This is a genomic window from Bacterioplanes sp. CLAM21, from assembly GCF_059641015.1.
Genome location: NZ_CM184929.1, coordinates 2,542,236 through 2,567,493, shown reverse-complemented (window position 1 = coordinate 2,567,493; position 25,258 = coordinate 2,542,236). Strand labels below are relative to the sequence as shown.

The 25,258-nt window shown below is 55.5% G+C and carries 1 protein-coding gene (running past one end of the window); it reads left to right on the top strand.

The genetic code is table 11. The features are described from left to right. Window positions 1-25,258, top strand: partial view of a calcium-binding protein gene (locus AC55FS_RS11780; protein ID WP_496932448.1) — the 3' portion only. Its footprint begins 9,728 nt before the window's first position; only the last 25,258 of its 34,986 coding nucleotides appear in the window; its start codon lies beyond the left edge, outside the window; the stop codon is at window positions 25,256-25,258.

Genomic DNA, 25,258 nt, shown 5'->3' with positions numbered 1-25,258 from the left:
TTTTAAAGGCGATACTGGCAGCCTTGAAGGTAGGGCAGGTAATGATAATATTCGTGGATATGACCAGGATGACTGGCTCAGCGGTGAAGATGGCAATGATTCGATTGATGGTAATTACGGTCGTGATACGCTGCTGGGTGGACGTGGTAATGACAGTCTGCAGGTCTATTCCGGTGGCGATGTTTTAGACGGCGGCAGTGGTAACGATTCGCTGGTTATTAAAAATCATGCTGGCCGTTTCCCTGCAGATTCTGCCGACGCCCATTCTACGTTGATGGGTGGTGCGGGTCACGACAGTATTCAGCTACGTGATACCAATGGACACAGTGGTGATCATGCCTATCAGTTTTCCATTATCGGTGGGGCTGGTAACGACACCATTTCTGTTCGCAGTTACAACAATGATTTCTTATTTGAGCGTGATTTTGGCTTAGATAAAATAACCATTAATAAATTGCCTGACCACCCAGATTCACGTGATGTGGTGAAGTTCTCTGCTGATATTTTATCCAGCGAAGTCTATTTATTAAAAAGCCAAAATGATTTGATTATTCGCCTGCAAGATGCCGATGATCAAATCACGGTGGTAGGCCACTTTAATGAAACGTCGAATAAAAACCACATCGACGCCATTTCCTTTGCCGATGGCACGGTATGGGAGCTGGACGATATAGTCGCCAAGGTTGAAGAACGACCAATTTTCCAGCGCACCACCTTAAGCTGGCCGATTAATTCCCGCTACGCCCAGTTTGATGCCTTTATTCGCCTCGACGATACCAGCTTTATTCCGCTGGTGGCGCGTGATCAATACCAGATTACCTTTGAGCACTTAACCTTAGGTGAGCACAGCTACACCATCGAGTATCGCAACGACGACGGTGAGGTGATGTTCCGCACCACGGATCACTTTACCGTCTACGACAACGGCGTCGAGCAGCAGCTATCCATCGTTGATGAAACCGATGACGGTGAAGAGCGTGCCCGGGTCACCGAATACCGTTACGACGATGATGGCAATTTATTGCGCCAACGTGACGCCGCAGGCTTTGTGGTCGAGCACCGTTACAACGGCGCCGGTCAGCGCACCCAGACCATTCGTTACGCCACTGCCGTGGCCAATATCGACGATGCACCAAGTGTTGATATTGCCGATGTGCACGAGTACTTCTTCTACGATTTGCGCGGTCAGCGCATTGCCGAGGTTGATGGTCAGGGCTATCTGCACGAGTACCAGTACAACGAGCACGAGCACAGTCGCACCACGGTGCATTATGCCGAGCGCCTGAGCGAGATCGACATTGCTCAAGCCAGCCTAAGCGAGCTGCGTGAGCGCGCCAGCAGCGCCCAAGACCGCAGCGAAGTGTCGCACTACGACGGCGAAGATCGCCTGCTGCGTCACACCGATGCCCAAGGTCTGGTGACCGAGCATTTCTACGATGCCAGCGGCAACCGGGTACGTACCGTCAAAACTGACAGTCAATCCGATGAGCGCCGACTGTCGCGCCAACGCTACGATCAGCATGGCCGTTTAACCGGCGAATTAAATGCTGCCGGTAGCCAGTTGCTGCGTGACGACATGAGCCGCGATGAAGTCGATGCCCTGTACCAGCAGTACGGTACACGTCATTTTTATAATGCCGATCAGCTGCGCACCCACAGCATCGATGCCAACGGTCATAAGCGTTATTACTATTACAGCCAAGCGGGCCGTTTGAGTGTTGAGATTAACGCCCTGGGCGACGTGCGCGAGTACCAGCGTGATGCCTTTGGCCAAGTGGTGGCGCAGATCGATTACGCCGAGCGTCTAGATACCACCAACCTGCGCGGTGGTTATTTGACCGCGGCCTTGCAGCAAAGCCTGTCGGCCCTGGTCAGCGCCCAAGACCGTCGTACCCTGACCAGCTACAGCCGTCGCGGTGAGATCACCCAGCTGACCGACGCCGAGGGTTATCGTACTCGCCACCAGTACAATGGCTACGGCGAGCGCGTTCAGCAATGGCAAGATATTGAGCTGGATGAGCAAGGGCTGGCCAGCCGTCAGGTGCGCCACGAATATTATTACGACGATCGTGGCCTGTTGACCCAGGAGATCCTGGATGCTGGCACCGAGCTACAACCGGGTGCAGAAAAGAACCGCACCTTGGAATACGATGCCTTCGGCCGTAAAGTCGCTCAATACGACACCAACGGCGCCGAACAGCACTTTACCTATTTAGACGGCGGCCGGGTGATCGAACACACCCAGGCCAATGGCGATGTCACCATCACCCGTTACGATGCCTTCGAGCGTATTTTGGAACAGCGTCAGCAATCCAAAGCGGGCTACGCCGAACATATAACTCAGTATCAATATAGCGATGATGGCCGTACCGTGACCGTCGCTACACCGGGCTTGAGCTTGACCCAGAGCACCACCCAAAACGCCTTTGGTGAGCAGATTCAGGTCACCGATGGCAACGGCGTGCGTACCCATTATCAGTACGACGCCGATGGCCAGTTGCGGCAGGTCGAGCGTGAAGAGGGCGATCAGCGTGTGCGCCTAGAAAGCCACGACTACGATCAGACCGGTAACCGCACTCAAACCACCGATGCCAATGGCCATATCACCGAATACGCTTACGACGCCGAGCAGCGCCTGCTGAAAACCCGTCAGTTGATGGGCGACTACGACAGCGACATCGTGCGTGAATACGGCTACGACGCCTTTGGTCAAAAAATCATTGAGCGCCAGGTCAACAACCAGGGCGAGTCGCTGCGCAACGAAACCCAATACGACCGCAACGGCCGCGTGGTGGCCGTCATTCAGGACGCCGACGGCGTCGCGCGTACCACCCGTTATGAATACGACGGTCAAGACAACCGCATCGTACAAATCGAAGGCGCGGGTACGGAGTTCAGCATCCGCACTGAGTATCAATACGATGCCCTGAATAACCTGCTGCAACAAACCCAGCAGGCCGACGGTCAGAGCCGCAATACCGAGTTTGCCTACGACGAGCATGGTCGCCTGAGCTATCAGCGTGATCACGACGGCTATGAAACCCGCTACGCCTACAACCTCAAAGGCCAGCTGCGCTTTACCGTTGATCACCTCGGTGGTGTAACCGAGTACACCTACAACGCCAGCGGCAAACGGGTGATGAGCACCCGCTACGCCGCCGAAGTGGCCAGCACCGGTTGGGATAAAGCCATCGACGCTGAGCAGGTGGTGGATCGTTTAACCACCACACCAGGCTTTGATCACAGCGAATTTAACCTGTACGACGGCGCCGATCGTTTGCGTTTTGCCATCGATGCCAATGGTCGTATCACCGAATACCGCCGTGACGGCAATGGCAACGTGATCCAGCAGTTGGACTATGACGCCCGTGCCGTGGTGCAGGGCGCTGAGCTGCAACTGCAAGACGAAGCCGGCACTGTGCTGGCCAGCGTTGCGCTCACGGCCATCGCCGCCGACAGCGACGAGCGCATCGTCAGCGAGCTGGCCCGTTACCGGGTCGATGCCAGCGATTTGCAAGCCGCCATCGATGCCGCTGGCGACGCCTTTGCCGCTCTGGGCTACCCGCAGCGCAGCTGGGTCACTAGCGCCAATCAGGTGCAGTACCAGATCGACATTCGTGGCTTTGTTCGCGCTTATGGTTATGACGCCAACGGCAACCGCATCACGGAACAGCGCAGCACCGTGGCCTTTGATCTGAGCCAGCTTGAAGGCTTGGACGACAGTGAGCAGCGTGCCTTGCTGGCACAGTTTATCGCCAGCGACGGTGAGCTGACGCAGCGTCATTTCTATGATGCCGCCAACCGCTTAACCCACAGCCTCGACAGCGATCAGCAAGTCACTGAATACCGCTACGACACCCTCGGCCGGGTGCGCGAACAGGTGGCCTATGCCCAGCCACTGACGGTGGCGATCAGCGATCGAGCCACCCTGATCAGCAGCTTAACCGTGATCGCCAGTGACGCCGATCGTCATACCCAATTTGACTACGATGCCTTAGGTAACCGTACCCGTCAGATCGATGCCGCTGGGGGCACCCAGCTGTGGACCTACGACGCTCTGGGCCGTCAGGTCAGCCATGTTGATGCCCGTGGTTACAGCGAGCGCGCGGTCTATAACGCCCGCGGTCAGGTGCGCTTTGAGATCGACGCCGAAGGCGGCGTTACCGAATACGATTACAACACCGCCGGGCAGCGCATCCGCAGCTACCGTTACGCTCAGCCGATTGACGTCAGCCAGTTAAACGCCACGGTTCAGGCCAGTGACCTGCAGCCGTTGCTGCAGCGCACCGACGCCGACCAAGTCGAACACTTTGCTTATAACCCGCGTGGCCAGTTGGCCTACAAGGTCGACAGCCTGGGCTACGTCACCGAGATCCGCCGCCATGGCAAACTCGGCCAGCTGACCTCGAACAACCAGGTCATCGCCGATGCTTACAACCATACCCTGGTCGACACCATCCGTTACGATCAGAGCATTGGTCTGGACTTTGTTAACACCTACGACGGCATCCATGCCGCACTGGAAAACCTCGGCTACAGCGAAGACCAGTGGCATAACGTTGACTGGCAAGACGCCGATCTTAGCCGTGCCGTCACCGACGCCAACGGCCAGGTGCTGTTTGAGCTGTCGGCCACCGGCACCTTAAGCGAATACCGCTACGACATCCTTACCGGCAAAGTGGCAGAAGAAATCCACTACGCCGGCGAGTGGGACATCAATGCCCTCACTCAGGTCGCGCACTTTAAAGACACCGCCGCCAACGCCAGCGTGCTCAAGCAAACCGTCTATGAGTACGACAACCAAGGCCGGGTGGTGCGTCAGCAACGCCTGATCGGTGACGATCAGCGCACCACCGAATACGACTACGACGTGCACGGCCAGGTGGTGTACCAAAGCACCGAAGGTCGTGCCACCTACACCGTGCGTGATATCCAGGGGCGCGAGCGCTTCCGCATCGACAACAGCGGTGCGGTGACGGAATTCCAGTACGACGCTTGGGATCAGCTGGTCGCTCAGCGTCAATACGCCACCCAGATCGACGTTGGCACACTCACGCGCCGCAACTCAGTGGCCGATATCGCCGCTCAGCTGCAGGCCAGTGAGACCGATCAGGTCACCTATCAAGTGCGTGATGGCTTAGGCCGGGTGCGCTTTAGCCTGAACGCTCTGGGTCAAACCGTAGAGCTGCGCTACGACGCCAATAGCAACCGCATCGAGCAAATCCGCTACGATCGCAGCCTGGATCTGACCACCACTCAGCTGACCGAGAAAGGCGTGACCGCCGCACTGACCGCCGCTTACGGTGGCAGCCTGGATAGCCAGTCCGCGGGCATCAGTGCTGTGCGCTCGTTCTTTGATGGTGAAAACCGTGAGCGCTTCCAGCTCGACGCCTTAGGTCAGCTGACCGAACTGCGCTACGAAGTCGACGATCAGCGCACAGAAGAAATCCACTACGGCACGGCGTTGACGGCGGAGCAGATCGCAGGCCTGAACAGCCTTAGCGATGTACAAGCCCTACTCGATGAGCAACGCCAGCAGGGCGCCGTTGAGCTGCGCCAATCGTATCGGTTGTATAACCGCGATAACCAACTGCGCTACGAAATCGATGGCGAAGGCAATATTGCGGTCACCGATTACGATCCGATGCGCAAGCACAGCGTGGCCCAGCGTCAGCTGAGTGTGAACCTGAGTGAACTGGAGATCGACGGTGCGCTGACCACGGAAACACTGTCCGATGCGTTGGTGAGCTGGGCGCAGCAGCGTCAGAAATATGATGGACAGGAGTTATTGATTAACGGTAACGCCGAAGATGGCATGCAGGGTTGGGAGTCCGTGTCGGGCTCTTGGTCGCGGCAAACATCTGGACCGGAAGAGTATGAAGGAACTCACTATTTTGCCGACAGTAGTGGTAATTATGCGGAGTTAACTCAGACCGTTGACGTCAGCTTTATGCACGATGAAGTGACTCAAGGATTTAAAACATTTACTTTGAGTGCTGCCATTCGTGTCTATGAGTCACAAGATGCTGCTCAATTAGTATTAGAGTATTTGGATAACCAAGGACAGCTGATATCAAGCTGGAATTCGGATAAGTATCAAAACAACACCGACTGGCAGCTACTGACTAAAGAGCACATTCCTCCTCTGGATACCCACAGTATCAAGGTGCGTTTGATTAGTCATAACAGTACCAGCGGTCATAGTTGGAATGGCTTTTTTGATCAGGTTTCGTTAAAAGCCCAGTTTAACCAGGGCCAGCGCACCACCCAGATGCTGCGTGACGATAAAGGCCAGCTGCGTTATCAGATCGACCCATCGGGTTACATCACTCAATACCAGTACGATGCTTTGGGGCGTGTGATCGCCACCCATGCTTATCAGAGCCTGCGGGCCAGTGATATCGATGCCGAGCGCACCTTTGGCGCCTTTGATGCCGCCTTTACCGCGGCTTATGCTGAGCTGCAAGCCAATGAGCCTGAGCGCCTAGCACAGGATCAGTCCGTCCAGCGTGTGTTGGATGGCTTAGGTCAGCTGCGCTATGAGATCGATGCCGAAGGTTATGTCACGGAATATGTGTACGATGCCTTAGGTCAGGTCACTCACGAGCGCCGCTACCAGCAAGCGCTGGACGCCAGCGCCAAAGCCGCGGCCGATATCAGTGGCCTTGATCGCAGCCAGGTACGTGAGATCAAACGTGATTTTGATGCGGTAGGTCGTCAGATCAGACAGACCGATGCCAACGGCAGCGTTACCGACATCGAATACGACGCTTTTGGCCAGCGCATTGCTCAGCATCTGCGCGGCGCCAACAGCGATCAAACCCGCAGCCAGAGCTGGCGTTATGACCAGGCCGGTCAGCGCATCGCTGAGGCCAGTGGCCGCGCCGTGGCTGGCGACTACGACAGCGCCCAGCGTCACTACGACGGCCAAGGCCGCTTGATTCGCAGCAGCGATGCCAGCGGCAATACACGCTATTACTATTACGACGATGCCGGTCAGCTGACCCATCAAATCAACACCTTGGGTGAGGTGACGGCGTTCTTGTACAACGCCTATGGCGAGCAGATCGAGCAGATCCAGCTGGCCACTCGAGTGGATAGCCAAGGCCTGACCGGTGGCACGCTGACCAGTACCTTGGTTGATGCCTTGGTGTATGACAATAGCGTCGACCGTCAGCAGCACAGCAGCTACAACGCCAATGGCAAGGTGGTGGAACGCCTGGATGGTGAAGGCTACTCGTTGCGCTATCGCTACAACGCCTTTGGTGAACTGGTGACCGAAGTGCGTGAGCTGCGCAAAGACAGCGACCATGGTGGCGCCGCCACCGTCACCACCGACTGGAGCTACGACGCCTCGGGCAACCGCACTAAGCAGGTGCGCTCGATGGGCGATGACGACAACGTCAGCCTGTATCGCTACGACGCCTTTGGGCGTCAGACCCAGGTCAGTGAAAACGGCATACTGGTCAGCAGCAAAGACTACGACCGCAACAACCGCGTCATCGCTGAGATCGATGGCCGCGGCAACGCCAGCCGCACCGTCTACGATGCCCACAACCGTATTGTCAGCACCTTTACCCCTATGGGGCTGGAAACCCGCTACCAGTACGACGATGCCAACAACAGCGTTACCGTCACCACGCCGGAAGGTGTGGTCACCCAGCGTGTTAACAACGCCTTTGGTGAGACCGTCCGCCTGATCGACGGTCATGGTCGCACCACCGAGTTCGACTATGATCTTGATGGTCAGTTGCTGGCCCGCCGTGGTGAGCACACCAACGCCAGCTGGCACTACGATGTGCTCGGCAACCAGACCGTCAGCATCGATGAGCGCGGTCAGGTGGTGAGCTACCAGTACGACAGCGAAGGTCGGGTGCTGAGCCGTATCGAAGATCCGAACGAGCTGAACGGCGAAGCGCGCCCGAATGCCCGTCATCTGGTGACCGAATATCGTTACAACGCCTTTGGTGATCGCATTTATGAGCGCTCGCCACAAAACCGTGTGCGTGAGTTCCAGTTCGACCGCGAAGGTCGCCTGATTGAACGCCAGGAGCGTGACGGCAGCGGCCCAGCACGCACCACCCAATACCGTTACGACAGCCGTGACGAAGTCATCTGGCAGCAAGACGCCGAGGGCGGCGTACAGCAACAGCACTATGATGCCCAGGGTCGTTTAATCGCCCAGCGCAATGCCTTGGGTGGACTGGAGCGCTTTGTTTATAACGAGCGTGGCCTGGTGGCCTACCACCTTGATGCCGTCGGTGCCGTCACCGCCTACGACTACGACGCCAGCGGCAATCGCATCCAGGAACTGCGTTACGCCGAGGTGATCGATCTGGCTGGCCTGGCCTTGCGGGCCAGCAGCGATGACATCGTAAGCCGCCTCACCAGCACGGCTTACGATCAGACCCTGCGTCACGACTACAACGCCGATAATGAAAAGATCCGCAGCGTGTCGGCCAGTGGCCGCGTTAGCACCTATCAGCGCGATATCGAAGATGGCTATCTGGTGGTCGAGCACCGCAATGCCGGCTACAGCAGTCGTGAACTGCAAGATCAGCACGGCCGTGTGCTGTACCGCATCTCCAGTCGCGGTCAGTTAACCGCGTTTAGCTATGACCCAGTGACCGACAAGGTTAGCCAGGAACTGCGTTACAGCGGCAGTCACAGTGCCAGCGCGTTAACCGACCTGGCGAGCGCCAAGGCTCTGGTCGCCGAGCAGCAAGTGATCCAGCAGCAGGATCACAGCTACAACGTGCATGGTCAGCGCACCCAAACCACCGTAACCCAAGGCGACAGCCAACGCACTGAAACCTGGACGTACGATGAGCGTGGTTTGCTCAGTCAGCACACCGACCAAGATGGCCGCTCGACTTACTCACTGTACGATCAGTACGGCCAGCGCACGCACCTAATACGTCAAGATGGCAGTGTCACCCAATGGCATCACAACGCCCATGGCGAAGCGCTGGAACAGCGCCGCTTGGCACAGCGTATCGATGCTTCGGTGATGGACACCGCCACTGACGCTGAATCATTACGCGCCCATATCCACACTGGCGAGCAGGATCAAATTCGTTATCAGATCCGCGATCAGTTGGGTCAAGTACGCTTTGATATCAACGCCCTGGGCGACGTGCTGGAATATCGCTACAACGCCTTAGGCAAGGTCAGCGATACCCTGAACCATTACCGTCGCATCGATCTGAGCAGCACGGCCCTGACCGAAGCGGGCCTGAGTGAAGCACTGGCCAACACCGACCAAGTACAACACCAGCGCTCGCTGTACGATCCAGCGGGGCAAGAACGCTTCCGCCTCGACAGCGACGGCCATGTCACCGAATACCGCTACGAAGTGGACGGCCAGTTGGTGGAAGAAATCCGCTACGGCCAGGCCGTGACTCTCAGCCAAGCCGGTGATATCGACGCGTTGCAAGCTCAGCTGCAACGTCAGAGCGACGTGCGCCATACCCGCCACTTCTATAACCAAGACAACCTGCTGGCGCAGACCCTAACCAGCGCCGGTGAGCTGATCAGCTATGGCTATAACGACCGCTTAGAGCGGGTGAGTGAAAGCCGTGGTGGAGCCAGAGGCCTGTCCTTTGAGGATCAAGAGTTACTGGTTAATGGCAGTGCTGACGATGACATGAAAGGATGGACACCAGTATCAGGCTCTTGGGCTCGTGCCTATACATCGGTAGCTCCCGTAGGCTACTACTTCTACGGGAATAATTCAGGCGAAAGTGAGCTTCAACAAACCGTCGATGTGAGTCACTTAGCAGCCATTATTGATGCCGGTGCACAGCGCTTTAAACTATCAGCGTGGCAGTTGAGCAGCAATAATAGCGATCAGGGTCATATGATTCTGGAGTTCCTCGACAGCCAGGGACGTGTACTGTCATCCATCACCACCGACCCGGTCAAACAGAACCAATGGCAAAGCGTTGAGCGAGAGGTGATGGCCTCTGCCGGCACCCGTCAAGTGCGTGTGCGTCTGATCAGTCATCTAAGCCGCGGTAGCTATAGCGCAGGCTTTGATCGTGTCTCTTTACAGGCTATGGGAGTGTCCTTAATGAAGGGCGTTACCATAGGCAACAGCGCTCTGGCACCGGTATCAAGCAACCATCAAGAACTGCTTGGTAATGCTGCTGATACCACCAGTGGCTGGTCGCAGGACGCAGGTTACTGGACCACTCGCAGTAGCAGCCCAGCCCCACAGTCGGGCCGTTATTATTTAGCGACCTATAACTGGAGTGCGGAGGCCACCTACAGCCGCAGCGTCGATATCAGCGCTTATCAAACGCGTATCGATCAGGGCATGCAGGGCTTTGACTTTGAAGGCTATATTCGCGGCACCAACGCAGATGACGTAGGCCGTATTGAGCTGAACTTCTTAGGCGCCGACGGCAGCACGCTGTTGAACTGGTCATCCGACGAGGTGCAAAACCACGAACAGTGGCAGCAGGTGGGTAAAAAACTGCTGGCGCCGATCGGTGCGCGCAAGGTCCAGATTCGTTTAATCAGTTTGGCCAACGAGCAATCCAGTCGAACCTATAATGCCTTGTTTGATGGTCTGTCACTGCAAGCCAGCAGTGCGGTGCATGGTCTACAAGATGCTCGCACTACGCACTCGCTGCGCGACGAGCAGGGCCTGGTGCGCTATCAGATCGATGGCGAAGGCTATATCCAATCCTTTGAGTACGATGCTCTGGGTCAGTTGCTCGCGAGCCATCGCTACAACAGCCTGACACGCCAGGACATCGACGCCAGCCTTGAGTTTGCCGCCTTTGATGCTGCCTTTAATGCCGCTCACAGTGCGCTGGTCGCCAACGACCCCGCGCGCCTGGCACAGGATCAGTCCGTCTATCGTATCCTCGATGACTTTGGCCAGCTGCGTTATCAGATCGATGCTGAAGGCTATGTCAGCGAATACGTCTACGACGCTGCCGGCAATGTCAGTGACGAGTACCGTTATGAACAAGCGCTGACGGCGGACGCCATCCGTGCCCGCAATGTCAGCACGCTGGATCGAGCACAAGCTCAACACATCGAGCGTGATTACGATGCCCTGGGTCGTGAGGTCATGCATAAAGCCCATGATGGCAGCGTGACGGGTAAAGAATATGATGCCTTTGGCCAGCAACTCAGTGAACGCCGTGCGGCGGCCAACGAGGCTCAGGTGCGCACCCAGACCTGGAGCTACGACCAGGCCGGTCAAAAAATAGCAGAAGCGTCGGGCAAGGCCAGTCAGCAAGGTCTGCACGACTGGCGCTACCAATACGACGGTGCTGGCCGTCGTATTCAAGCCACCGACATCAATGGCAATCAGCGTTTTTATTATTATGACGCCGATGGTCAGCTGACCTATCAGATCAACAGCCGTGGTGACGTCACGGCTTATCTGTACAACGCCTTTGGTGAGCAGACCGACGAGGTCAAACTGGCCGGTCGAGTCAATATCACTCAGCTGAGCGGCGGTGTTATCAGCAGCAACCTGCTGAACCAGATCCGCTACAACGCCGAGCAAGACCAGCATCAGCGCACTGTCTATGGCGATGGCGGTGAAGTGATGGAGCGCACTGACGGCGAAGGCTACTCGGTGCGCTATTACTACAACGCCTTTGGTGAATTGGCCGCTGAGGTGCGTGAACTGCAGCAAGCCAGTGATGAGCAAGCCGGCAAGGCGGTGGTCAGTACCTATCAGTACGACCGTCGTGGCCTGCAAACCCAACGTCACCAGGATGTTGGGGGTGCCGATGTGGTGGTGGATCAGCAGTACGACGCCTTTGGCCGTCGGGTACGAGTGATCGAAAACGGCGATCTGCTGGAGCTGCAACGTTACGACCGTAATGGCCAGATGATTGAGCGTCAGCGCAGTAACGGCGGTGGCTTAGATCCTCAGCTGCAAAGCCACAGCTACGACGCCTTTGGTCGAGTGCTGCGCAGCACCGACGTCTACGGTGAAATCACCGAATACCGCTACGACGACAGCGGTCGTCAGGTGGTGATGCTGACGCCCGATGGCATCGAAACCACCACCACCAGTAACGGCTTTGGTGAAACCATTCGGGTCACCGATAGCCTCGGCCGCAGCATTGAATACCAGTACGATGTTAACGGTCAGCTGCGTGAAACGCGGGACTCTCGTGACGGCACGTCCAATCGTGAATACGATAACCTTGGCAATCTGATCACCGAAATCAGCGCCCACGGCGATCGCGTTGAATACCGCTACGACAGTGAAAACCGGGTGCTGAAGCGCGTGGTGGACCCAAAATCAGACAGCCACCCAGAGGGTCGTCATCAAGTGACGGCCTACAGCTACGACGCCCTCGGCAACCGTATTCGTGAAACCGCCGCCAATGGCCTGGTGACCGAGTATCAGTTTGATCGTCGCGGCGATGTGCTGCGTGAACTGCGCGACCCCGACGGTCTGCGTCAGGTCACTGAGTACCGCTATGACGGCCTGCAAAATGCTGTGTCGCAGGTACAAGGCAGCCTGGATAACAACGGCAGCATCGTGCTCGAGCGTGAGCAGCAGTTCTTGTTTGATGGTCTGGGCCGTCGCATCGCTGAGGTGACCGATCCGGATGGCGAAGCGGTTAAGGTGCAGATGCGCTATGACCAACATGGCAATGTGTCTGAGCGCATCGACGCCCTCGGCAACGTCACCCGCGTTGAATACGATCTGCAAGGGCGCAAGCTGAAGCAGACCGACAGCCTGGGGGTGTACACCACCTTCCGCTACGACGTGGCTGGCAATTTATTGCAGCAACAGCGCTTTGATGTTGACCATACTTTGCTGTCGCAGCAGCACTATCGTTACGACACCTTGGGCCGCTTACGCGTCAGTGTGGATGCTCGTGGTCTGGTGTCGGCGTACGACTACGATATCCGTGGTAACCGCATCAGCGAGCGCCAGCTCGACAGTAACGCTTATGAGCTGGGGCTGGACGTGGCCAACGCCAGTTTAAGCCAGTGGCTGGCGCTGTTTGACGACAGCCAAGATGGCCGCTGGAGCTATCGCTACTACAACGATCGCAACCAGGAAATCCTGCGCGTTGACCAGGCGGGTTTTGTGATCGAACAGCAGTACAACGATCGGGCCCAGGTGGCGCGCAAGATCGAATACGCCACTGGCGTTGAGATCAGTGGACGTCCAAGCCTAGAAGACTTGCAGGCTCTTGTGGTCGCCAGCGATGCCGATCAACACCAGCAGTTTATCTATGATCAGGCCGGTCGTTTGGTATATAGCCTGGATGCCGCCGGTTATGTCAGCCAGATCCACTACAACGCTGTCGATGAGCGCATCGCCGAAACCCGTTATCAAGCGCCGCTGAGCGTACGTCACGACTACAGCTTGGACGAGCTGAGTGCTTATCTCGAGCAGAGCGAGCAGGTGCTCACCGGCAGCGACCGTCAGGGCCAGCAAAGCTTGAGCAATGACGACGGCGTCAGCGTTCTGTCGGGTCAGCGTGACCCAGCGCTGCAGTGGCAACAGCATGGCTTTACCCTGAATAACGAGCAGGTCACTCGAGCACGGCCAGAAGACGGGGCCGTGGTGGTGGAAGACAAGCTGCTAGAAGGCCACTACACGGTTAAAAGCCACAACCCTCAGTGGACGGTGATTAACCTGAAACGTGATCCGGTGGTGCCGCAGAATTTTAGTTACAAGCTGCCGAGTGTGCCGGCCCGTGTTAACGAAGGTGAAGTGCTGGAGCTGGACTACGGCACCAATAGCAATGGCTTGTCGATGGATATCCGCTCGTTGTACTACAGCGATGGCCTTCCTTATAACTCGGACCTAACCAAAATCGCCAACCCGGACCGGGTACGGGTCAAGCTGACCTACTTCCAGGTCGACAGCGAAGGCGATGTTACTGAAGTCTATAAAGGCGAAATCGCCACCCCGCGTACGGTGAGCTACCTGCGTGTGTATCAGCCTAACTTGGATGACGATCGCACCGATAACGATGTGGTGCGTGAGGTACGGGAAGAGGTCAAAATCCCGTGGAATCACCAGGTCAACTTCAGTGACTATGGGCGCTCGCTGTCCGATGGTGAGTATCGCGCTGAGGTTATTTACGAAACCCTCGATAGCCAGGGCCAGGTGAGCAACAGCGTTAGCGATGACATCACCTTCTACAAAGGTAAACGCGAAGGCGATCTGCCGCTGCTGCTGGATTGGTTCAGTCGCGAAAATACGCTGGATTACGATGCCAGGGTGCTGTATCGCAAAGCGGGCTCAAATGACGACTTTACTGAAGCCAACAATGTTGAAGTGCATTCAATCTTTGATGCCAATGACATCGATGCTGAATTCCTCAATGACCCAGACTTGAGATCCGACAATGATCAGAGCAGGGTCGTGCGCTATCAGGTAGAGCTTAGTGATGCACGTGAGGGGCGTGAATACGAGTTCCGGGTCGAGTACACCGATGGCCGTAATAAGGTCATGGAGCAATGGAATGGCCAGATCGCGGTAGAGGACGACTTTGTCACATACGGCCAAGCCACTCGTGATCGCTTTACTTACGGCAACAATGATCCTGATGGTACCTCGGTGAATTACGCCATCCCGGCGGCCGAGTTTGAGCAGATTAGCCGCGTTACGGCTCAGGTATTGGATGCGGCGGGTAACCCTTACGGTGATCCGGTCGATACCAACCCGACCTTGCTGTTCCAAATCAATGATCAGTACAGCGGTCGCCTCAACCTGTCGACATTGCAGCTCGAGCAGCTGGCTAACGTCGTGGATGACGAGGGCTTCCTGAACGTCAAACTAACGACCACCAAACTCAATGAAGACGGTGAGCCGGAGTCAACGGAGGAGATTAAACGTTACATTCTTCCAAGCGACGCCGAGCGCCAGCAGCGCTTAACCTTTGCAGGTAACGCGCTGGCCATTGAAGCCGGTGATCAGGTCAGCTTCCGCTACCGTGCTAAGGGCAGCGAGGCCTTTATTGAGCATGCGGTGAGCCACCATGAGACCCAATTGGCGGTGTGGTTCGAACAGCCGCTGGCCAGTGGCGACTATGAGTATGAACTGAGCGTACGTAACGCTCATGGCATTGAGCGCAGCCGCGCCAGTGGCACCTTCCAGGGTTCACCAGAGCAGTTAGCCACCAGCCTGCAAGTGGTTGAGCGCCGTGATACGGTGCAAAGCCGTGATGGCATGCGTCTGCAAGGGGCCTTGCTGGCGTCGGACTGGCAGGATGTGGATTATATCGATGCCACCATTGTTGAGCTGGACAGCGGTCGCACGGTCGGCACGGTCCGTACCTATGCCTCCTTGGATGGCAGCGCTTACGATCTCAATATCAGCGATGAGCGCCTAGGCACCGGTCGTTACCAGGCGCAGCTGCAGTTCACTCGCCATGATGGCAGCAGTGCCAATCAGAGTGTCGACTTTATTGTCGGCGATTATCAGCGCACGGTCAGTCAAGTCGCGGTTGATCTAGAGGGACTGTCGATACCGGCCCATGCCGAGCTGAGCGCTCGTTACCGTCGCCAGGGCGAGAGTGACTGGCAGACAGGAGCACAACAGGACGGTCAGCAGCTGATCTTTAACGCCTTAACGGCGGGTCGCTACCAAGTGCAATTAGAGCTGGTTGACCGCACCACAGGCCAGCAACTGCATCGCTATGACGCGGTACTGGATTACAGTGCTGGCCAGGCTCAGCTCAATGTCAGCACACAGAACCGTAAAACCCATGAGCACAGTTTCTACGATGTACTGGGGCGTTTGCAGTATCAGATTGATGGCCAGAACTATCTGACCGAGCTGAAGTACAACGCCGTGGGCGATGTCGTCGAGCGCATTCGTTATGCCCAGGCATTCCCAGTATCTACCAGCACCAGCACTGCCGATATCAGCGCCACAGTGGCAGCCTTAACGGCTGAAGAATTGGAACTACGCCAAAGTACCCACTACGACTACGATGATGTCGGCCGACAGGTGGCCGAGCGCAACGGCGAAGGTCATGAAACTCGCTATGAGTACGATGCCGCCGGCAATGTGACCGCTGAAACCGATGCCAATGGCCGCACCCAGTATCACTATTACAACGATCTGGGACAGCGTATTCGCACCTATGTGCCGGTCAGCATCACCTTGGATGGCGACAGCCTGTTCAAGGTAGAGAACCAGCCGAGTTATCAGCAGGCATCGGCCAAGACCGAAGAAGGTTATGTCACCGACTACGCCTACGATAGCCAAGGCAATCAGATCGAGGTGCGTCAGTACCGTAATCCGGTGACGCTGGCGCAGGCCCAAGCTGAGCAGGGTGCTAAGGCATTAGACCAAGCGGCCTTTGTTAATACGTACGAGTACAACGCCCAAGGTCAGCTGATCAGCGAAAGCCGTGAAGGGGTGCGTACTAGCTACGCCTACGACCTATTTGGCAATCGCAGTGAAAAAGTCGAAGCCGCAGGCACCGAGTTGGCACGTACCACCACCTACCAATACGACCTGCGCAATCAGCTGACGCAAAAAACCGAGCTGGCTGGCAGCGATCAGCAGCGCATCACCGGCTATCGCTACGATGCCTTTGGCCGCAAAGTGGCTGAGCAGCCACCGGCCATGGCAGTGGCATTGGCAGAAGAAATTAGAAGCCTAACGCCACCACTGATGCGGCCTATGGGAGGAGGCGACCTCAACGATAATGAAGCGCACTATGCTGCATGGTCGAAGGATCTGATGCCGCATGTACTGCCCTACATTGCAGAGATGTATGAGATTCGTTACGCCTATGACCAGAACGGAAACTTAGCGCGTGTTACGACGGGCCATGGTGATGTCGAGGTAGATAAGAACTCTTTATTTGATGCCCTTTCAGGCAATGGCCCAATGGTCGTTGACGTCGGTTCAGGCAAGCGTGGTGCTGAAATGAGCACCTGGACCGACGCCTTTGGCAATGTGGTGAAATCCGTTAACCAAAGCGGCGAGCCAAGCTACTACTTCTACGATCAGGCTAATCGTCTGCGTGTCAGCGTCAATGGCACCGGTGCAGTGACGCGCTTTGATTACGACGCCCAGGGCAATAAAACTCGGGAGCAGACCTATCAGCAACCCTTAGACGTAGAGCAGCTATCGACCTCTAGCCACTGGCAAACCGTGCTGGAATCCCTAGAAAGCGATGCCAGTGCACGAGTTCAGCACTTTGTTTACAACGGCGCCAACCAGCTGGTTGAGACCCGCTACGGCGACCATGAGCAATACCTCGAGGAATACGGTTACGATGCCAATGGCAACCGTATCTGGATGAAAGATGGCAACGGTCATATCACCCATTATTTGTACAACGGTCGCAATGAGTTGATTGGTGAACGTTCGCCGGCGTTTAAAGACGCGAATGGCGAAGATCAGGTGCAATACACCGAGTACCGCTACGACGTGCTGGGCAATCTAACCAGTACCCACGAGCTGGGCAGTGATTTAGCCTTGACTGCGGCCTACGACGCCTGGAACCGGGTGCTGGAACAAAATAGCAAGGACGGTAGCAGTGTCAGCATCGAGTACGACGATTATGGCAACAGCATTCGCGAGACCGATGGCCGTGGCAAGGTCACTCATCTAATACGCGATCTGGCGGGCAATATGCGCTTTAAGGTCGCGGCCGATAACAGCGTTCAGTTCTACGAGTACAATGTTGATGGCAAGGTGACTCGCCAATTGCGTCTCGCTGACTTCTACGATGGCGAAGCGTTCACTCTGGATGCGCTGCAGTCCTGGATGGCCACTCATCGCAACGATGCCCGTGAGACCCGTTATCATTACAACGAACAAGGCTGGTTGGCATTCGAAGAGCAATCGGGCGGAGCACAGATCAGCGATGACTTGAAATATGGCCAGTCATCCTCCACTCGTCGCAATGAGTACAACAGCTACGGTCACATCACAAAAACCACCGACGCCAATGGCCATAGCCGTCGTTACTTCTATAACGATCAGCAACAGATCGCGGTTGAAGTTGATGCCAGTGGTGGCATTACCCAATATCACTACGATACCTTGGGCCAGATTGCCCGCAAGGTCGAGTTTGAGGCACTGCTGCCAGACAACAGTCCGTTCAGTGATGTCGATGGCATTGTTGATTGGGCCATCAGCCAGCAAGGCAAAGATCGCACCACTGTGTATGCCTACGATGCTCGTGGTCAGGTGACCGAAGAGCGTGTTGTGGGCGTGACCCGCCATACCGTGGCCAGCAGTGCTGTCGGCGAGGGCAGCCAAGCTGAGTTGGTGGCGTTCGAGGGTGATCACGTTACCCAATACATCTACGATGCCGCTGGCAATATGATCGAGCGGGCCCAGGGCATGATGGCGCGTGACGGTCAGCAATGGCTGAGTGACGCCGACGTGAGCAGAATTAATCGCCAATACGATGCACTGAATCGGGTGGTGTTAGAGCAGCAAGCGGGCTATAGCAACCATGAAGGCAAGCAGGTACGTCCGACCCAAACCTTTGCTTATGACTACTACAACAATGTCATCAAAGAAGCGACGTTAAATGCCAACGGCGACGAAGTTAAAACCCATCAGCGCAGTTTCCGTATGGGGCAGCTGCTGAGCGAAGAAGGTGTATTGGGCAATAAACAATACATTTACGACAACAGTGTTAACTTCGACAAAGACAGCCGCAACAACACCGACACCTTCAATGGTCTGTTGATGCAGGTGATCGATGAGGATCGTAACGCCCAGCACGACTATCTCTATGACAATCTGGGTCGAGTGATTAGCCGTCATAGCTATGATCAAGACGCCAACACCGACAGCAAGCGTGTAGCCGGGAAGAACTCCCATACTGAAACCACCGCCTATAACGCCTTTGGTGACATCGTTGAGCGCCAGCGCAATGGCAAGGTGACCGCGAGCTATCGCTATGACGGCCAAGGCAATTTGATCGCCAGCCAGGATGGCGGTGTCAGCCGTTTGTACTTGTACGACGCCGAAGGTAACGCTGTACTGCAAGTGGAATCGTCGGCGGTTGATATCAGTGGTTGGACAGTACAGCAGCTAATGAGCGAAGAGCTGGCGAGCACCGATGGCATGCGCTTTGTGGTCAATCGCTACGACGAGCAAAACCGTCAGATCGCTGAGATCCAACTCAGCAGCGAAGCCGTGTTCGACTATCTGGCTGAGCATCCTGAACTGGCCAGTCGCAGTGAGACCGCCGCCCGCCATAACGGCAATGTATTTTCCACCCGCATGGATCTGGACTTTACCGCCACTATTTATGGTCGTGGTGATGGCAACCGTTGGCATGCTGATGATAACTTGCGCGCGCACACCCATAAAGGCATTCATCTGGAGATGGCGGCCATTGACGGCTATCAGGGCAAGGTGCGCATCGACTTTGAGACCGATTACCACTTTGGCCGTAAGACCAGTATCGAAGGGCTGCGCAACTGGCAAAAAACCTACGAGCTGGATAACGTCGGCGAACGCCTGAGTCTGGATATCGGCAGTGATGTAGAACTGCCACACATTAATCGTAAAGACGTTGATGATGTGGTGTACCAGTACCAGTACACGGTATGGCTGCAAGACGACGACGGTGGCTGGGTCAGTATCGCCACCGATGAGGGCGTGTATCAATGGCAGGGGCGCAAGCCGAGCAAAGGCAATCGCGCCAGCCGCCGCCAGACCAGTGAAATAACCGTTAACGATGTGTTTGGTCAGCGACTGGTGTTAAGCAACCAGCCAAAAGACGCGACTCGGGTTGAGTTCCATTACCAAGCGATGAAAGACGGTGTGGCCGAAGAGCGCACCTTGTTGGCCAGTCGCATGGGCGATTATGGCTGGGTGGTCGATGGTGATTGGTTGCTGAACGACAAGCAGCTCAACTTCGGCGAATTTAGCTACCGCTATGTCGCGTACGATACCGATGGCGTCATGCTGGGCCAGGGCCAAGGTCAGATGACCAAGCAAGGTGAAGTTACGGGTGAAACGCCAGAAGATAAGCGCAAGCTCAATGATGATCGCAGGCGCAGCAGTGGCAGCATTGCGGTCTTGAGCCATCAGGCGATGGATCTGCAGCCGCAGCTGTTTAGCAATATGAGTGCATTGGCCCGCAACGGCGCGCTGTGGCAAGGCGCGCGGGCGACCAGCCAAGCCTACGACCGTTTTGGCAACCGCATTGCAGAAACCAGCGCTTATGGCAACCAGGTCAATAGCGACGGCAGTGTGGTGGCAAAACTCGTTACCACCGAAGGGGAAGTACGTCAGTACGCCACCACTCGCCATGAATACGATCATTTAGGGCAGCGTATCGCCACGATGCAGCCGAATGTCGACCGTATCGATGCGGTGGATATCAAGGGTCAGGCCGGTAAGGTCTCGCGTTTGGCCCATGAGCAAGCGGCTGATAGCGATCGAGTGGAATACTACTACGATGGCAGTGGCCGTTTGGTCGGTGAAAAAGACGCTCGTGGTGCGTTAACTCTGCAAACCTGGGCCGGCGATAAGGTCGCCAGTCGCATCGATGCGCAGCAATCGCGCACCGAATATGGCTACGACGAGCTGGGTGATTTGCGCACCGTCGTTGCTCCGGGCATCACCGACGAGGCCCAGGTCACCCGATACCGCTATCAGCATAATGCCGATGGCAGCATGGTGGTCACCGTGACTGGGCAAAAAATCCTCGGTGATAGCGTGCAGCGCTATAACCGCTTTGGTGAGCTGACTCATAGCCAATCGACGGTCACGTTAAAACGCAATAGCGATGGCAGCGAGCAAACCCGCGACCTGCACACCGCGTTTGAGCGTGACTACCAGGGGCGTTTGGTGCACCAGTATGAAACCGATAGCCGTGGCAATCTGCTGCGTGGCGGGCGCTTTAGCCGCTATGACTATGTGCTAAATGAGCATGGCGGTTTAACCCTAACCACCACCGAGGGCCTCAGTGGCCAACCGGCCAATCAGGATGAAAGCACCACGGTGCAGGATGCCTGGGGCCGGACTGTGCAAAAGACCGACTTGGGCGGCCACCAGTTCTTCTACGACTACGACCTGGCTGGCCAGCTTCAGCGCGAATACAGTCTGGATGCCAACGGCAACCGCTCGGATCGCGACGATGGCCAATTAGGTGAATTCACCGGCAAAGACGTGCGTTACGACTACTTCTCCGATGGTCAGCTCAAGTCGGTCAACGACTTAGGTGTGCACAGCTTTGCGGAATACGAATACGACCAGGGCGGCAAGCGCTCGCGTGAGACCTATTACAGCCAGGATGAAAACGGCCTGATTCAAATCATCCAGGATGCCTTTGCCCGCTACGACGAGCAGGGCCGTCTGGTGTTTGTGGAAGACGATCAGCGCTTTAAAGTCTCCTACGGTTACGACGCCAACGATAACCTGGTGTACAACGAATCTCTGGTGTATGCCCAGAATAGTGTGCCTGCGGCACGCAACGCCTACTGGCATGCCTACGATGACGTCAATCGCATGATCATCGGCAATGCCAGTATCGAAAATGGCACCTTGTCGCTCGACACCCACGGCGAGCGTACCGTTTACGACCAGCAAGGCAGACGAGTGCAGGTGGTGAGCGGCAGCGGCGATAGTGAACAGGATATGCGCTATCGCTATGACGCCAATGGCCACTTAACCAGCATTCATTTGATGGGCGACGACGGTGAGCAGCTATTGGCCGACCGTAACGTGTCGAAAGACGGTGTGCTGCTGCGCTCGACCGAATACGGCCATTATGTCGAACGTAAGAGCCGGCGAGTGACTGACGAAAGTAGTCGTACTGGATACCGCACAGAATATTACTTTGTTGAGCGTTACGGCAAAATCCGCGACAACAGCTACCAGTACGACCAATACGGCAACAAGCTAGAGTCGATTAACCACTTTGATGACGACGAGCGCACGGTTAACACCTATAACCATGCCGATGTGCTGATCAAGCAAGATATTATGGGCGATGGTGCCGACCCGGCTCAGTTCACCTATGAGAAATGGGACAGTTACCAGCAAAGCGGTACCCAACGTGCCCATGACGCCCCTACAGAGGCGCAAAAGGGCCAGGCTTATGGCCTGCAAAACTACCGTTACGATGCCAATGGCAATGTGCAAACCCTGCGCGATGCCACCGGTAAACGGGTGTATGAGTACACCAGTGGTATCAATGGTCTGGTACTAAAACGTGCTGAAAGTGAATACAACCAAGGCGACGAGGTTTGGCAGCACCAGCAACAGCACTATTACTACTTTAACGGTCAAGCCATCGGCGAAGCCGGTGATAGCCAATACTTCAGTAAAAACTATGCCCAGCAGCATTTAGAAACGGCAGAGCGCGCCTTGGCGTCACGCGATGACGTGGTGGAAGTGAACGGCGGCTATAGCAGTTCGGCTGAGGCCGATGCGCTGCGCGACACGCTGCAGCAAGGCCAGGGTAGTCAGTTTAGCTACGGCAATAACAGCCTCAGTAGCTACACCAATATGGTGAGTTACACCACGGCGGTAGAAGGCGAAACGTTAGAAAGCATTGCCTTGTCGGTGTATGGCGATGCCAGCTTGTGGCACGTGATTGCTGAAAGCAACGGCCTTAGCGCCAGCGATGTATTGCCAAAGGGCACCAGCCTTCGCATACCAGAAAAAGTCTATGGCGTGATCTCGACGGCCAGCCAGCTCAACGTCGATACCAGTGATCCGATGGGCAATGCCCAGCCGCTGATGCCGGCGTTTGAGAATAAAGACACTCATGTCACCATGTACGCCAGTGTGGTGGTGACCGTGGTAGCCGTGGCGGCTGCGGTAGCGGTGACTTATTTGTCCGCTGGAACGTTAGGCCCGGCGGCCGCCACCGCCTTGTCTGCTGTGACCTATGCCGGTACCAAGCAGGCAGGTAACAATGTTGCCGGTCTCCAAGATGGCTGGAACTGGAAACAAGCCGTTTATGACGGTGTCACCTATGCGGCCGCTGCATCTTCCTTTGGTGCTGCATCGAGTGCCGCCGGAGGGACGGCTGCCAGTGCCAGTGCCAGTGCCAGTGCAGCTGCAACAGCAGCAACTGGAACTACAGTTGCAAGTACAACTGCAAGTACCGTATCCGTGTTGGCCGGAGCGGCGGCGTCTGCTGCCACCAGCTCGGTGATGGATGAAGTGTTCTATCGCTTTAGTGGTGGTGACGTTGGTCAGCAGTTTACGTGGCGTAACACCCTCACCAATATCGCCGCCAGTGCGGTTACCTCGTTTGTTCCAGGTATGAATGCGAAAGCGAGCACCTGGTATAACGAAGCCGCACGCCAACTGGCCCAAAGCGCCGTGCAGGGTTTTGCCAGTGATACCATTCGTCGCCATACCTACGGTGGCTACGACGCACAGCAAGAAACCGGCATGAACTTCCTGCAGCGCACGCTCAGCTCGGCAGCCGTGTCGATCGCCCATAGTATGGGTGATAGGTTCTTGCAGTCTCAAGGGTTGGAGAAAGGGTCATCCTTTAAACAAACACTCAATAACCAGATTGGCAGTGCCCTTGATACTGGCTTTGATGCGTTAAGCAATGAAGTGACAGGTTGGTTTGGTGATGAGGGGAGTGCGTCGAAGAATGCGTTGAGTGAGACGCAAGCGAAGCAGCATAACGCAAACGCTCAACAGCAGGCCGATAACCGCACCCCGCAGCAGGCGACTAAGGTGGCGAATGGGGCTACCGGTCAGTTAGCTTCCGACGCTTCTGATGCTGGCCCTAATGCTAAGCAGACAGTAACTGCCGCAGTCAATAGTGCCCCACCAGCCACCACGACTGCGGATGCCACTGTGTCGTCTGGAACCGATAGCGGTACGGCAGTTGTCACTAAAGTGAATATGAAGAGCGGTGAGCAAATTGAAACCGACTCGAATGTTAATACAACCAAGACTGGAGCAGCCAAAGTCGATCTTCAATCGGGCAATGGTGAATGGACCCAGCGAGCTTTAGAAAAAGGTGCACAACACTTTGGTGACTTCTCTGATAAAGTTCATGTGCTGAATGAGGCCGGAATGGTCGCCATTTTTGCAGTTCCTGAAGGAGCCGGAACGTCGGATGCAGAATCGGTTGCGTTGGCTAAAGCTTTGGGGATTAAAATCACCTCGAAAGTCGAGAACACTAACAGCAATAGCCATTGGGGAATGGGCGCTACCGTTGTAGAAACGGTTGATGCGTCTGGGGTTGCCTTGCTTAAAGGAATTGTGCAACAAAATCTATCTTCCGATCATACTGATCTGCCGAATCAGCTGGTAGTTGTCAAGCCGGGAAGTTCTCAGGAAGAGGCCTTCTTTGGCACCATGTACCACCTTGGGACGCATGGAAGCGAACAGCAAATGCAGACGCTCGAGCAAGGCTTCCGAAGTGGTGAAACTGTTCTCAATACGACAGAATTGGCGGATTCCTCAGCTAATGGGTATGCACTAGCACTAGCCGAAGGGATTATTGGGACGGAAAGGCGAAGGCTGCAAAGAGATACTGAGCTTTCTGAGCATATGGCCACCGTGGAGACCGCATCAAGTTTTGATACTATGGCTCTTAATTTCATAGGGAAAGGAAAGCAACTGTGGAATGAATATGTTGCTTCCCCTCTACTGGATGCTTTAGAGCCTTCAGTGACAACGCTTGAAACGGCCTTTTCGTCACCGCATGCCCCTGCAGCCTTACGAGACGATGCGCAGTGGAAATCTTTAATCATGGGCCTTGCGTTGGCAGCTGAGTTTATTCCAGGAAAAGCTCAGACGTCGATTCTGTCGTCGATTACCGATAAGCTAGGCGATGCGACCCGTGCATACCGGAAGCAGGGTGGGTTTAATGGTGGTGTGGTTTCGAATAGCAAATCTTTAGTTCCTAGACAAGGTAGCCTAATCATAGAAAAGCGTTGGGAAACGTTAAGTCCAACCGAGCAAGCTTCAGGAGTTGCATTAAAAGACCTTGGTTATGATGTTAAAGTGCTTTTGGAGGCAAGTGAGAAGGGAGTTCATGGGGTTAAAACGCCAGAGTTTTTTGTTGATGGGCTTGGTAAAGTAGATGTTCTGACGCCAGACGTTTTAAAACCAGGGGCAATTGCGCGTAGACTTGAGATGAAAATAAAGGGTGGTCAGGCGAATTCATTTGTAGTGGCAGTACCAGATGACTTCAGTACGTTTGATATATATAAGTCAGCAGCAGCGTCATTTGGAAAGCGCAAAACTGGGGATAAACTAGATCAACTATTCTTCTTGCAAAAAGGCAAACTCATCCAGCTTGATAGAACAGTAGTAAATAATTTACTTGGAAAATAA